The sequence below is a fragment of the Paracoccus sp. NFXS7 genome, assembly GCF_040148865.1.
GTDB lineage: Bacteria > Pseudomonadota > Alphaproteobacteria > Rhodobacterales > Rhodobacteraceae > Paracoccus > Paracoccus marcusii.
In genome coordinates this window covers 52692-65409 of record NZ_JAKEKV010000002.1, presented here as the reverse complement: position 1 = coordinate 65409, position 12718 = coordinate 52692, and the positions used below count along the sequence as shown (strand labels likewise).

Genomic DNA, 12718 nt, shown 5'->3' with positions numbered 1-12718 from the left:
AATTGGTTTAGAAACCGTTTCAGCCGCCGGATTTTCGACACGCGGCGAAAGGAGACCGGATGGACAAGCTTGAATCGATCGCGCGCCGGCTGTCGCAGCTGCGCCTGGCCACGCATTACGGTCGCGTGCAGTCGATCCGCGCGGGCCTGATCGCCGCCGAGGGGCTGAACGGGCGCGCATCGGTCGGCGACCGGGTGCGAATCGCTCTGCAATCGGGCGATCTGGGCGGAGAGATCGTGGGCCTGTCGCCCCGCGCCGCCCAGATCCTGCCCGAGGGCCCGATCGAGGGGCTGTCGGTCGGCGCCCAGGTGCAGCTGGACTTCGCGCCGCGAATCGCCCCCTGCGATGCCTGGATCGGCCGGATCATCGACCCGTTGGGACAGCCCCTGGACGGCCGCCCGCTGACCCAGGGCCTGACGCGCCGCAGTTTTCGGACCGAAGCGCCGCCTGCCGCCACGCGCAAGCGCCTTGGGGCGCGGCTGGCCACCGGAATGGCTGTCTTCGACACGCTGCTGCCCATCGTCGCGGGACAGCGGATCGGCCTGTTCGCGGGGTCGGGGGTGGGAAAATCCACGCTGCTGTCGCAGATGGCGCGCGGGGTACAGGCCGATGTCGTGGTGATCGCCATGATCGGCGAACGCGGTCGCGAGCTGCGCGAATTCGTCGAAAAGACGATGGGTCCGGAGGGCATGGCCCGTGCGGTGATCGTCGCGGCGACCTCGGATCAATCGCCGCTGATCCGGCGGCGCTGTGCCTGGGCCGCGATGGCCGTGGCCGAGCATTTTCGCGACCAGGGCCGCCACGTCCTGTTCTTGGCCGATTCGATCACCCGCTTTGCCGAGGCGCACCGCGAGATCGCCCTGGCCGCGGGCGAGCCGCCCAGCTATCGCGGCTTTCCGCCATCGGTGTCGAACCTGATCATGGCGCTGGCGGAACGCGCAGGCCCCGGCCCGGAAGGGTCGGGCGACATCACCGGCATCTTCAGCGTGCTGGTCGCGGGATCGGACATGGAGGAGCCGGTGGCCGACATCCTGCGGGGGACGCTGGACGGCCATGTCGTGCTGGACCGCACCATCGCGGAACGGGGCCGCTTTCCGGCGGTCGACGTGGTGCGGTCGGTGTCACGGTCGCTGCCCGACGCCGCCAGCGCGGTCGAGAACGCGGCCATCGGGCGTGCCCGCGCGGCGCTGGGCGCCTATGCCGAATCGGAACTGATGATCCGCGCGGGCCTCTATGCGCCCGGTTCGGACGCCAAGCTGGACGAGGCGGTGCGATTGTACCCCCAGCTGGACGAATTCGTGACGCGCCGCTGCCCCGGCATCGCGGACAGCTTTGCCGCGTTGGAGGCCGCGCTGCGCCTGCCCATGCGCGCGCGCGCGTGAAACCAAGCGGCGCCGCGTTGCGTTGGCTTAATCAATGTTAGAACGCAAGGGGGGACCATTGCGTCCAGAATCCCGATTTGCAACTGTCCGGCTGCCTTAGAAGGAGGGGCGGAATGGCGATTACCGAGTATTTTATCCGCTTCCTTCAACGACGTGACAGCTTGCCCGAACGCGATCTGGCCCGTCTTCGCGCCTTGCGCACCCAGCATGTCAGCTTCGCCTCCGGAGAGGTGATCGTCCCCGTCGACCGGGTGGCGAAACGCAGCTGCATGATGCTGCGCGGCATGTCGGCGCGTTCGCACCGCCTGGTCGGGCGGCCCGACGAACGGGTTATCACCGCCCTGCACGTGCCGGGCGATTTCGTCGATCTGCACGGGTTCGTTCTGGCCGGGCTGGAACATTCCGTCGTCGCTGTTGGTCCCGCCGAGGTCGAGTTCGTCGATCACGACGAACTGGTCGAGATTACCGAGAATTTTCCGCACCTGACGCGCCTGTTGTGGATGGCGACGCTGATCGACGCGGCGGTGCACCGGCAATGGCTGGTCGCGGCAGCCTCGTTGCGCTCCAGCGCGCATCTGGCCCACCTGCTGTGCGAGGTCTATACCCGCCTGAACGCCGTCGGCGCCGCGGCCGACCATCAGTTCTCTCTGCCTTTGCTGCAACGGGAACTGGCGGATATCCTGGGATATTCACCCATCCACGTGAACCGGGCCGTGCGCGATCTGCGCGATCGCGGCCTGCTACGCTGGTCGGGGGCCGATGTGTCGATCCTGGACTGGAAGGGCCTGGCGATGCTGGCCCGGTTCGACCCGACCTATCTGGACATGGAGCGTCAGAGCCGCTGAGGCGTCATTCACACAGCCGCCAGCCGCCGTTCCGGGCCGCCATGTCCAGATGCAGGTGGTCGTCATGCGCGGCGTTCGATCCTGGTCCCAGAACGGTGGTGAACAGCAGGCATCCGGTCCCCTGCGCTGCCTTTTGAAAGCTTTCGGCGGCATCGCCGTCGCCTTGGCGCGGCTGCACCAGCACGGGATCGCCATCGTCGAAGCGAAAGCCCATCACGTCGATCGCGTTGCCATAGCCGTGTTCCGACGGTTTCGGATCGGCCTCTCCGGTCCCCACGCGGTCGCGGCAGGAATAGGCCGGTCCGGTCTCCAGCGCGGTCAGGCGCGGCGTTTCGGGCAGAAGCCCCGCGGCAGGCTGCAAGAAATCCCGCGTCCACAAGGCCAGCGACAGCGCGGCCGCACAGCGCATCACCGGCTCGCCCGACAGGGCGACGTCTGGCAGGATGCGGCTGACCTGCAGCGGACGGGCGATGCCGCAGTCGCGGTTGTCCGGGTCGGTCACTGGGGGCTGGGGGCGGAATTGCGCGCCCATCACCGACAGCGCCAGTCGGCAGGCGTCATATTCCGCGTCCGTCTCGCCCAAGGTGAACCAGACCGGCGGGGGCGGCGGGCCGAAGGGCTGCGCCGCAGGTTCGTCCGGTACCGATTCGCTGATCGCATCAGGGACCGGGTCCGGCACGGGCGCCGGTTCCGCAGCTTCGGGCTTTTCGGGCGGGCGGTCGGCGGTCTGGGCGGTGTCAGGCTCTGCCTCAGGGGGGCGCTCCTGCGCCAGGGCGGGGACCACCGCCAGCGTCAACGCGATGATCGTCCCCGCCGCGCGGATCATGGCTGCGCCTCTTCCAGAGGCGGGACGACGAACCCTTCGGGCAGCGCGCCGCTGAGGGCATCGCTGAGCGGATCGGGGGTCACGGGCGCGGCGGCATCCGGCGCGGCGGGGATGGCCGCTGGATCCGTGGCCGCGGGGGCCATCGGCGTCGGGGCAGTGGGGGTCGGGGTCGTCGGGGTCGTCGGGGCGACGGTGGCAGGCGCCTGAGGATCGGGCAACGACAGCGGCTGCGCGGGATCTGGCGTCGTGATCTGGTCTGTCGTGCCTTCGGGCAGCGCGATTTCGGCCACGGGCGGGCTGACCGCGGTGCCGCTGCCGGTCACGTCGGCGATGGTGACCCCGGCATCCAGAAACTGGACCTCGGTGCCGCCGATGGTGACCATGCCGGCCAGCTCCTCGGCATCCCAGTTGGTCAGGCGCACGCAGCCCATCGACTGGTTCGCAAACAGCTGCGACGGGGTGGGCGTGCCGTGGATGCCGTAGGTGGGCTTGGTCAGCCCGATCCAGACGGTGCCCACCGGCCCGTTCGGCCCCGGCGGGATGACCAGCGGACTGTCGTTGCCTTCCTGGCGGAAATTGACGTTGGGATTGTAGGTATAGTTCGGGTTGATCGCCACGGTCCGCACGTTGTGCGCCCCCTGCGGCGAGGGGGTGGCGCTGCTGCCGATGGTCGCAGGGTAATCCACGACCATCTGGCCGCGGGCGTTGTATCCGGCGACGCGGCGGTTGTCCTTGTCGATGATGATCCGCGTGACCTGGCCGCGCAGGCGGGGATTCGGCGCCATCACCTGGATGGTCGCGCCGGGTACCAGGGCCACGCCGGGGTTCAGGAACTCGATGAACTTCTCGTCCATGTGGAACCGCTCGCCCAGGCGTTCGGCGACGCTGGTATGGGCCATGGCGGGCATCAGCGCCTTTTCCGCGTAATCCGTGGGGATCGACGCGGCCAGCCCGGCGGCGTCCTCGGCGGTGACGACATAGGTCTGGGTGACGGGGCGCGTCGCGAAGGACTGCAGCAGGTTCCAGACATGGGGGTCCATCACGCCGTCCTGGGGCAGGCCCGTGCGGCGTTCGAACGCCTTGATCGCGCTCTGGCTCATCCCGCCCTTGAAGCCGTCGATGACGCCCGGAGAGGTCCCGGACCGGTCCAGCAACAGCTGCACCTTGGCGGTCAGGGCCGACCGGCCCCGGGGCAGATCGCTGCCGTCATACTGCGCGGCCTCGATCTCGGCGGCGGTGAAGGGCAGGTCCGGGGTCTGGGCCGCGGCGGGCCAGGCCCAGCCCAGGGACAGGCCAAGGGCCAGCAGCAGCGGTCGGACGGGGTGGGGCGTCATGGGAAGCTCCGATGGTGAGGGCGCAACATCCGGCATCAGGCGGAAAACCGCCAGATAGCGCAGTGGTCACAATCAGGTCAATTCAAGGTTGCGTTCCGCAGTGCGGAATGGCAGCCTGCTAAGTGGAACTGGGAGGAGTTTTATCATGACCACACCGTCGTATCGCACGGCGCTGATGGCTGCCGGCTTGACCGCAGCCCTTGCCGCCCCCGCCATGTCGCAGACCACGCTGATCTATGGCGAGCCCGGTCCCAACCGCGGCGCGCGCGCCGAGGCGACGCAGTGGTTCGCCGATCAGGTGGCCGAACAGTCGGGCGGCGACCTGACGCTGGACATCACCTGGGGCGGGGCGCTCTTTTCGGAGAAGGCCGCCGTCCAGTCCCTGCGCGACGGCGTGGCCGACCTGGGCAGCGTCATCGGCGTCTATTTCCCCCAGGACATGGTGGCCTACGGCATCGCCGACCTGCCGCTGGACAACCCCGATCCGTGGGTGGGCATGAAGGCCACCGATGCGCTGATGCGCAACAACGAGCAGATCAAGGCCAACCTGGCCGCGCAGAACCTGGTCTATGTGGGCACCTACACGACCTCTGCGGTGCAGATGGGCTGCAAGGGGCCGGCGGTGACCTCGGTCGACCAGCTGGCGGGCAAGAAGGTCCGCGGCGTCGGCGCCTATGGCCAGACCTTCCGCGACCTGGGCGCGACCCTGGTCGACATGAGCGTCTACGAGGCCTATCAGGGCATGGAGAACGGCCTGCTGGACTGCACCCAGACCTATTCCTACCTGGTCGCGGCACTGAAGTTCGACGAGGTCTTCGACAGCTACACCTTCATCGACTGGGGCCAGGTCGGCGCGCTTGGCATTGTCATGAACAAGTCGATGTTCGATTCGCTGTCCCCTGAGCAGCAGCAGGTCATCATGACCGCGGGCGAGGGGCTGGCCGATGAATTCGGCCGTATCATCGAACAGGCGAACGCCGAATCGATCAAGATCCTGGAGGATGCCGGCAAGGAGATCGTCAGCTTCTCGGACGAGGATCGCGCGCGGCTGACCGAGGCGGGCCAGCCCTACCTGGACGAATGGGTCGCACGGGCGGACGCCGCGGGCCTGGACGGACAGGCGCTGCTGGACGAATACCGCGGGCTGATCGCGCAATACACGCAGGAACTGGAAACGCAGGGTTATCCCTGGGAGCGCGGCTGATCCCATGCGCGTGATCGAACGGACACTTCTGGACCTGGCCGTCTTGGCGCTGATCGCGCTGGGGCTGGTGATCTTTGCCAACGTGGCGATGCGCGCGTTCTGGGGAACCAGCGTGCCCGATGCGATCATCCTGGTCCGCGAACTGATGGTCGCGGCCATCCTGCTGCCCATGGCGGCGGCGACGGCGGCGCGCAGCCACGTCGCCGTCACCTTCCTGTCGGACCGCATGCCGCCGCGCCTGCGCGCGACCCTCATCGTGCTGGGCCATGTCGTTGGCCTTCTGGCGCTGATGCCGCTGATCTATGCGTCCTGGCGGGTGGCCGGTCAGGCCTTCGCCTCGGGCGAGTTCTACTATGGCGACCTGAACCTGCCGCGTTGGCCGGGCGTGGCGCTGTTCATGGCCGGGCTGCTGCTAATGTGGGTGCGGCTGGCGATGCTGCTGGTGGGTGACCTGCGGCAGCTGCGCCACGGCGACGTGATCCTGGATGCCGACGGAAACGAGGTGAACTGATGGACCCGATGACGATCGGCCTTGTCGCGATGGCGGCGGTTCTGGTGCTGCTGGCGATGCGCGTGCCCATCGCGTTCGCCCTGGCGGGCGTGGCCAGCGTGGGCACGTTCCTGGTCTATGCCACGCGCACCGGCGCGTGGATGCCGGAACGGGCGCTGAACCCCACCAGCTCGGTGGTCTTCTCGAACTTCTTCGATCTGGTCCATTCCTACGATCTGTCGATGGTGCCGCTGTTCGTGGCCCTGGGCAACATCGCGTTCTATGCCGGCATCACCACGCGCATCTATGACGCGGCGGCGGTCTGGCTGCGGCCGGTGCGGGGCGGCGTGGCGATGGCATCGGTGCTGGGATGCGGCGGGTTCTCGGCCATCTCGGGGTCGTCGATCGCCTGCGCCTCGACGATGGGACGCATCTGCGTCCCCGAGATGCTGCGCATGGGCTATGACCCCAAGCTGGCCACCGCATCGGTGGCGGTGGGCGGCACCCTGGGGTCGCTGATCCCGCCATCCGTGCTGTTCATCCTGTATGGCATCTTCACCGAGACATCGATCGCGCAACTGTTTCTGGCGGGCATCCTGCCGGGCATCCTGTCGCTGGCGGGCATGCTGCTGGTCATCGCCTGGTGGGTGAACCGCGACCCGGACGCGGCCCCCCGCGGCGAACGCGGCGATGCCAGCCGGACCGATGCGGCCATCGCGGCCTGGCCCGCGCTGCTGCTGTTCGTGGTCATCGTCGGCGGCATCTATGGCGGCATGTTCACCGCGACCGAGGCCGCGGCCGTCAGCGTCGTGCTGACCACGATCATCGGCTTTGCCCAACGCCGCCTGACGATGGGCGTGATGTGGCGCGCGGTCCGCGAAAGCCTGGTGCAGACCGCGGCGATCTTCCTGATCGCGGGCGCCGCCAAGATCTTCGTCAGCTTCGTCGCGCTGACGGGCATGGCGGGGGCGGTCGTGGGCATGGTGTCGGACGCCGAACTGTCGCTGGCCATGCTGATGCTGGTCGTCGTGGTGATCTATCTGGTGCTGGGCATGTTCCTGGACCCGATCGGGATCATGGTCCTGACGCTGCCCTTCATGGTGCCGCTGATCGAGGGTTACGGCCTGAACCTGATCTGGTTCGGCGTCATCGTCGTCAAGCTGCTGGAGATCGGGCTGATCACGCCGCCCGTGGGCCTGAACGTCTTCGTCGTCAGCAACGTCACCAAGTCGGTGGGCATCGACAAGATCTTTGCCGGCGTCACGCGGTTCCTGGCCGTGGACATGCTGGTCCTGCTGCTGCTGATCCTGTTCCCCATCCTGTCGCTGCTGATTCCGGGGTCCATGTGATGACCCCGGCCCCGGACACGCGCCCCGATTATGAGGAAGACCGCAATTTTGCCACCGCGCTGGCACGCGGGCTGTCGGTGCTGCGGGCGTTCCGGACCGATGACGACGGGCTGAGCAACGCGCAGATCGCGGAACGCACCGGCCTGCCGAAATCGACCGTGTCGCGGCTGACCTACACGCTTGGCTGCTTGGGCTACCTGACGCAGCCGCAGCGCAACGACCGCTATCGTCCCGGCCCGACGCTGCTGGCGATGGGGCATGTGGCGGCGGCATCGCTGGCCTTCCTGGATTCGGCGCAGGGCATGATGCAGGCCCTGGCCGACCAGACCGGCACGCTGGTCCTGTTCGCGGTGCGCGACCGCGACAAGGTCGCCCTGATGCGCACCTGGCGGCCGCAGCGCGCGGCGTCGATCTGGCTGGAGGTGGGCCACCGCCTGCCCATCGCCGGATCGTCGTCGGGCCTGGCCCTGCTGGGCGCCACCACGCGCGAGGAATTCGCGGGCCTGCTGGCCGATCATCCCGAACCGCCGCTGGACGGCGGCACGCTGGAGGATCTGCGGCTGGAGGCGCGCGGCCAACTGATCGCCAAGGGCTATACCGTGGTGCGCCAGGGGCTGCGCTATTCGTCCAACATCTCGGCGGTGTCGGTGCCGTTCCGGTCGGCGCGGCTGGCCGGCCCGGTGATGTTCTCCTGCGGGGCGCTGGACGACGTGCTGCCCGATGACCGCATCCATGCCCATGTCGGCCCCGTGCTGCGCGAAACGGTCGCCCGCCTGCAACGGCTGGTCGGTGCCGACGGCGTGCCCGCCTGGCCCGGCAGCCCGAATGACTGAGAGGTTTTCCCAGATGTCCGTATCCTATGCCCGCCAAGGCCGCATCGGCCTGATCTCCATCGACAATCCGCCCGTCAACGCCACGGGCCATGCCGTGCGGCAGGGCCTGATGGACGCGGCGCGTGACTTTGCCGCGGACACAGGCGCAGACGCTGCCGTGATCCTGTGCGGCGGCCGCACCTGGGTCGCAGGTGCCGACATCTCGGAATTCGGCAAGCCTTCGCAGGCGCCGATCCTGCCCGACGTGATCGCCGCCATCGAGTCCCTGGACAAGCCCGTCGTCGCGGCGCTGCATGGCACCGCCCTGGGCGGGGGGCTGGAACTGGCCCTTGGGTGCCATGCGCGGATCGCGGCCCCCGGCACCCGCATGGGCCTGCCCGAGGTGACTCTGGGGCTGCTGCCCGGTGCGGGCGGCACGCAACGCCTGCCGCGCCTGATCGGCACCGCCGCCGCCCTGGACATCATCACCAGCGCCCGCCAGGTTCCTGCCGCGCAGGCGCTGGACCTGGGGCTGATCGACGCGCTGTCGCAGGGCGATCTGACCGCGGACGCGATCGCGCTGGCCGAAACGCTGGCGGGCCAGCCGCCGCGCCGGACGCGCGATCTGCCCGCACCCGCCCCGGACCCGGATGCCGCGCAGGCGCTGAAGGCCACCCTGGCGCGCAAGCTGCCCGGCCAGATCGCGCAGGCGACGGCGGTGGACGTGGTGACCGACGGCCTGGCGCGGCCCTTCGACCAGGGCATGGCGATTGAGCGCGCGGGCTTTATGGCGCTGATGGACAGCCCGCAGCGCGCCGCGCTGATCCATGCCTTCTTTTCCGAACGCGCCGTGGCCCATCTGCCGCAGATCAAGGGCGTGGCACCCCGCCCCCTGGACCGGATCGGCGTGATCGGTGGCGGCACGATGGGCGCGGGCATCGCGGTGTCCTGCCTGCTGGCCGGGCTGGACGTGACCCTGATCGAACGCGACGACCAGGCGACCGCCCGCGCGCAGGCGACGGTCGGCGACCTGCTGGCGGGGGCCGTCAGCCGCGGCAAGCTGGCCGCGGCGCGCCGGGAAGCGATCCTGTCCGGGGCATTCCGCACCGACACGGATTACGCGGCCCTGGGTCAGGCCGACCTGATCGTCGAGGCCGTGTTCGAATCGATGGAGGTCAAGGAACAGGTCTTTGCCGCCATCGACCGCGTGGCAAAGCCCGATGCGGTGCTGGCGACCAACACGTCCTATCTGGACGTGGACCGCATCGCCGACGCGACGCGCCGCCCGCGCGACGTGATCGGCCTGCATTTCTTCTCTCCGGCCCATGTCATGCGCCTGCTGGAGGTCGTGGTCGCGGACCGCACCGCCCCCGAGGTCGTGGCCACGGGCTTTGCCCTGGCCAAGCGCCTTGGCAAGATCGCGGTGCGCGCGGGCGTCTGCGACGGTTTCATCGGCAACCGCATCCTGTCGCATTACCGCGCGGCGGTCGATGCGATGGTGCTGGACGGTGCGTCGCCCCAGCAGGTCGACCGCGCTCTGACCGATTTCGGGTTCGCCATGGGCCCCTATGCGGTCAGCGACCTGGCGGGCCTGGACATCGGCGCGATGACCCGCCAGCGCAAGGCGGCAGACCGCCATCCGCGCGACCGTGTTCCGGTCTTTGCCGACCGTCTGTACGAACAGGGCGATCTGGGCCGCAAGACGGGGCGCGGCTATTATGTCTATGCCGACGGCAAGCCGCAGCCGAACCCGGACCTGCCCGCGATCCTGGACGCGGTGCGGTCCGATCTGGGCATCACGCCCCGCGATTTCGACGACGCCGAAATCGTCGCCCGCACCATGGCCGCGATGGTGAACGAGGCTGCCCGCACGGTCGCCGACGGCACCGCGCTGCGGCCGCTGGACGTCGATGTGGTGATGCTGAACGGATACGGCTTTCCGCGCTGGCGGGGCGGGCCGATGCATTGGGCCGACGCCCACGGGCTGGATCGCATCCTGTCCGACATCCGCCGATTTGCCGAAGACGACGACCATTTCTGGCAGCCCGCGCCGCTTCTGGCCGAACTGGTGGCCGACGGCCGCGGCTTTGCCGACCTGAACCAAGGAACCTCTGCATGAAACAGCCCGTGATCGTCTCGACCGCCCGCACCGCCATCGGGCGCGCGAAACGCGGCGCCTTCAACCAGACCCACGGGGCCGTGCTGGCTGGCGCCACCGCCCGCGCCGTGGTCGAGCGTGCGGGCATCGACCCCGCGCTGATCGAGGACAGCATCTGGGGTTGCGGCTATCCCGAGGCCGCGACGGGCGGCAACATCGCCCGTCAGGCGGTGATCCGCGCGGGCCTGCCCGACAGCGTCGCGGGCGCCACGGTCAACCGCTTCTGCGCGTCGGGCCTGCAGGCGCTGGCGCAGGGCGCGCAGATGGTCGCCCATGAGGGTGCGCGCGCCGTGCTGGTCGGCGGGGTCGAGAGCATCTCGATGGTCCAGCCGCCCGTGCGCCATTCGCGCGAGGCGTGGATTGAGGCGAACCGCCCCGACCTCTACATGACCATGATCGAGACCGCCGACATCGTGGCGGCCCGCTATGGCGTCAGCCGCGAGGCGCAGGACGCCTATGCCGTCGAATCGCAGGGCCGCACGGCTGCCGCGCAGGCCGCCGGGATCTTCGACGACGAGATCATCCCGATGACGGTCACCATGTCCGTCACCGACAAGGCGACCGGCGAGACCGCCGACCGCGAGGTCACCATCGCCGCCGATGAGGGCAACCGCCCCGGCACCACGCTGGATGCGCTGGCCAAGCTGGAACCGGTGCGCGGCGCGGGTCAGTTCATCACCGCGGGCAACGCGTCCCAGCTGTCCGACGGGGCCGCGGCGCTGCTGGTGATGGAGGCCGACCTGGCCGCATCGCTGAACCTGGAACCGCTTGGTGCCTTCCGCGGCTTTGCCGTCGCGGGCTGCGCCCCCGACGAGATGGGCATCGGCCCGGTCTTTGCCGTGCCGCGCCTGCTGGAGCGCCACGGGCTGACGGTGGACGACATCGACCTGTGGGAGCTGAACGAGGCCTTCGCCAGCCAGTGCCTGTACAGCCGCGACACGCTTGGCATCGATCCGGCGAAATACAACGTGAACGGCGGGGCCATTTCCATCGGCCATCCCTTCGGCATGACCGGCGCGCGCACCGCGGGCCATCTGCTGCGCGAAGGCCGCCGCCGGGGCGCCAAATGGGGCGTCGTCACCATGTGCGTGGGCGGTGGCCAGGGCGCCGCCGGACTTCTGGAGATCTTCTGATGGACATGAGCTTCACCCCCGAGGAAACCGCCTTCCGCGACGACATCCGCGCCTTTCTGAAGGCCGAACTGGACCCCGCGCTGGCCCGCAAGGTGCGGCTCCATCACGACCTGACTAAGGCCGAGATGGAGGGCTGGCACGCCAAGCTGCAATCACGCGGCTGGCTGGCCGGGAACTGGCCCAAGGAGTTCGGCGGCGCGGGCTGGACCGCGATCCAGCGCCACATCTTCGAGGAGGAATCGGCCCGCGCGCACGCGCCGCGCATCGTGCCCTTCGGCATCGCCATGCTGGGGCCGGTCCTGCAGAAGTTTGGGTCCAAGGAACAGCAGGACTATTGGCTGCCCCGCATCCTGAACGGCGACGATTGGTGGTGCCAGGGCTATTCCGAACCCGGCGCCGGGTCGGACCTGGCCAGCCTGCGCTGCGAGGCCGTGCGCGACGGCGACCACTATGTCGTCAACGGGCAGAAGACCTGGACCACGCTTGGCCAGCACGCCAACATGATCTTCTGCCTGGTGCGCACCAATGCGACGGGCAAGAAGCAGGAGGGCATCAGCTTCCTGCTGATCGACATGGAGACGCCGGGCGTCACCGTGCGCCCCATCGTCCTGCTGGACGGCACGGCCGAGGTGAATGAGGTCTGGTTCGACAATGTCCGCGTGCCCGCCGCCAATCTGGTCGGCGAGGAGAACCAGGGCTGGACATATGCAAAATACCTGCTGACGCATGAGCGCACGAACATCGCGGGCGTGGGCTTTGCCACCGCCGCTCTGGACAATCTGAAACGTGTGGCCAAGGCACAGCGCCATCGCGGCCAGCCGCTGTCCGACGATCCGCTGTTCGCCGCCGAGATGGCGGGGGTCGAGATCGAGCTGATGGCCATGTCCACCACCAACCTGCGCATGCTGTCGGCGGCGGCCCAGGGCCAGGCGCCCGGCATCGAGAGCAGCATGCTCAAGATCAAGGGCACCCAGATCCGGCAGCGGCTGGATGCGCTGACGCGCCGCGCCTATGGCGGGCAGGCAATGGCCCTGACGCTGGAGGGCAACGAAGGCCCCGAGGGCGCCGACGAGGCCCTGGCCGCCAGCGCCACCTGGCTGAACAACCGCAAGCTGTCGATCTATGGCGGCTCGAACGAGGTCCAGCGCAGCATCATTTCCGGCGCGCTGGCGAAAGGATAAGCCC

11 protein-coding genes are annotated in these 12718 nt (G+C 68.9%); 9 read left to right on the top strand and 2 right to left on the bottom strand.

The window, feature by feature from the left end; genetic code table 11:
* Positions 1-59: 59 nt before the first annotated feature.
* Positions 60-1382, top strand: a complete 1323-nt coding sequence (locus tag LZ686_RS04985; RefSeq protein WP_046000726.1) for a FliI/YscN family ATPase — start codon at positions 60-62, stop codon at positions 1380-1382.
* Between the two features lie 113 nt (positions 1383-1495).
* Positions 1496-2227 carry a Crp/Fnr family transcriptional regulator gene (locus LZ686_RS04980; RefSeq protein ID WP_045980973.1) on the top strand — a complete coding sequence of 244 codons (732 nt, stop codon included), beginning with the start codon at positions 1496-1498 and terminating at the stop codon, positions 2225-2227.
* A 4-nt stretch (positions 2228-2231) separates the two neighbouring features.
* On the opposite strand, the gene LZ686_RS04975 is transcribed toward LZ686_RS04980, so the two are convergent.
* On the bottom strand, positions 2232-3053 hold the full coding sequence (locus tag LZ686_RS04975) for an extensin-like domain-containing protein (protein WP_349547154.1): 822 nt from the start codon (positions 3051-3053) through the stop codon (positions 2232-2234).
* Positions 3050-4387 (bottom strand): L,D-transpeptidase family protein, encoded by a 1338-nt coding sequence (locus tag LZ686_RS04970; protein WP_349547153.1) that lies wholly within the window; start codon positions 4385-4387, stop codon positions 3050-3052. The genes LZ686_RS04975 and LZ686_RS04970 overlap by 4 nt, the downstream gene beginning before the upstream one ends.
* A 145-nt stretch (positions 4388-4532) precedes the next feature.
* Here LZ686_RS04970 and LZ686_RS04965 point away from each other — a divergent pair, with 145 nt between their 5' ends.
* Genes LZ686_RS04965 through LZ686_RS04935 form a run of 7 tightly spaced genes read left to right on the top strand, consistent with a single transcriptional unit; the run spans position 4533 to position 12714 of the window.
* The gene (locus LZ686_RS04965) at positions 4533-5591 is read left to right on the top strand and encodes a C4-dicarboxylate TRAP transporter substrate-binding protein (RefSeq protein ID WP_046000728.1); all 1059 of its coding nucleotides are present in this window, start codon (positions 4533-4535) and stop codon (positions 5589-5591) included.
* A 4-nt stretch (positions 5592-5595) separates the two neighbouring features.
* Complete coding sequence (locus LZ686_RS04960; RefSeq protein WP_045980970.1) at positions 5596-6102, top strand: TRAP transporter small permease; 507 nt, start codon at positions 5596-5598, stop codon at positions 6100-6102.
* Positions 6102-7430, top strand: coding sequence for a TRAP transporter large permease (locus tag LZ686_RS04955; RefSeq protein ID WP_045980969.1), 1329 nt, complete (start codon positions 6102-6104; stop codon positions 7428-7430). The genes LZ686_RS04960 and LZ686_RS04955 overlap by 1 nt, the downstream gene beginning before the upstream one ends.
* Positions 7430-8263, top strand: a complete 834-nt coding sequence (locus tag LZ686_RS04950) for an IclR family transcriptional regulator (protein WP_349547152.1) — start codon at positions 7430-7432, stop codon at positions 8261-8263. The genes LZ686_RS04955 and LZ686_RS04950 overlap by 1 nt, the downstream gene beginning before the upstream one ends.
* Before the next feature lie 13 nt (positions 8264-8276).
* On the top strand, positions 8277-10361 hold the full coding sequence (locus LZ686_RS04945; protein WP_349547151.1) for a 3-hydroxyacyl-CoA dehydrogenase NAD-binding domain-containing protein: 2085 nt from the start codon (positions 8277-8279) through the stop codon (positions 10359-10361).
* Complete coding sequence (locus LZ686_RS04940; protein WP_349547150.1) at positions 10358-11533, top strand: acetyl-CoA C-acyltransferase; 1176 nt, start codon at positions 10358-10360, stop codon at positions 11531-11533. Before LZ686_RS04945 ends, LZ686_RS04940 begins: the two co-directional genes overlap by 4 nt.
* On the top strand, positions 11533-12714 hold the full coding sequence (locus LZ686_RS04935; RefSeq protein WP_349547149.1) for an acyl-CoA dehydrogenase family protein: 1182 nt from the start codon (positions 11533-11535) through the stop codon (positions 12712-12714). The genes LZ686_RS04940 and LZ686_RS04935 overlap by 1 nt, the downstream gene beginning before the upstream one ends.
* The last annotated feature ends 4 nt before the right edge of the window (positions 12715-12718 follow it).

Coding starts and splice junctions, on each gene's coding strand:
- LZ686_RS04985 (WP_046000726.1), top strand. CDS start 60: ATGGACAAGCTTGAATCGATCGCGCGCCGGCTGTCGCAGCTGCGCCTG.
- LZ686_RS04980 (WP_045980973.1), top strand. CDS start 1,496: ATGGCGATTACCGAGTATTTTATCCGCTTCCTTCAACGACGTGACAGC.
- LZ686_RS04975 (WP_349547154.1), bottom strand. CDS start 3,053: ATGATCCGCGCGGCGGGGACGATCATCGCGTTGACGCTGGCGGTGGTC.
- LZ686_RS04970 (WP_349547153.1), bottom strand. CDS start 4,387: ATGACGCCCCACCCCGTCCGACCGCTGCTGCTGGCCCTTGGCCTGTCC.
- LZ686_RS04965 (WP_046000728.1), top strand. CDS start 4,533: ATGACCACACCGTCGTATCGCACGGCGCTGATGGCTGCCGGCTTGACC.
- LZ686_RS04960 (WP_045980970.1), top strand. CDS start 5,596: ATGCGCGTGATCGAACGGACACTTCTGGACCTGGCCGTCTTGGCGCTG.
- LZ686_RS04955 (WP_045980969.1), top strand. CDS start 6,102: ATGGACCCGATGACGATCGGCCTTGTCGCGATGGCGGCGGTTCTGGTG.
- LZ686_RS04950 (WP_349547152.1), top strand. CDS start 7,430: ATGACCCCGGCCCCGGACACGCGCCCCGATTATGAGGAAGACCGCAAT.
- LZ686_RS04945 (WP_349547151.1), top strand. CDS start 8,277: ATGTCCGTATCCTATGCCCGCCAAGGCCGCATCGGCCTGATCTCCATC.
- LZ686_RS04940 (WP_349547150.1), top strand. CDS start 10,358: ATGAAACAGCCCGTGATCGTCTCGACCGCCCGCACCGCCATCGGGCGC.
- LZ686_RS04935 (WP_349547149.1), top strand. CDS start 11,533: ATGGACATGAGCTTCACCCCCGAGGAAACCGCCTTCCGCGACGACATC.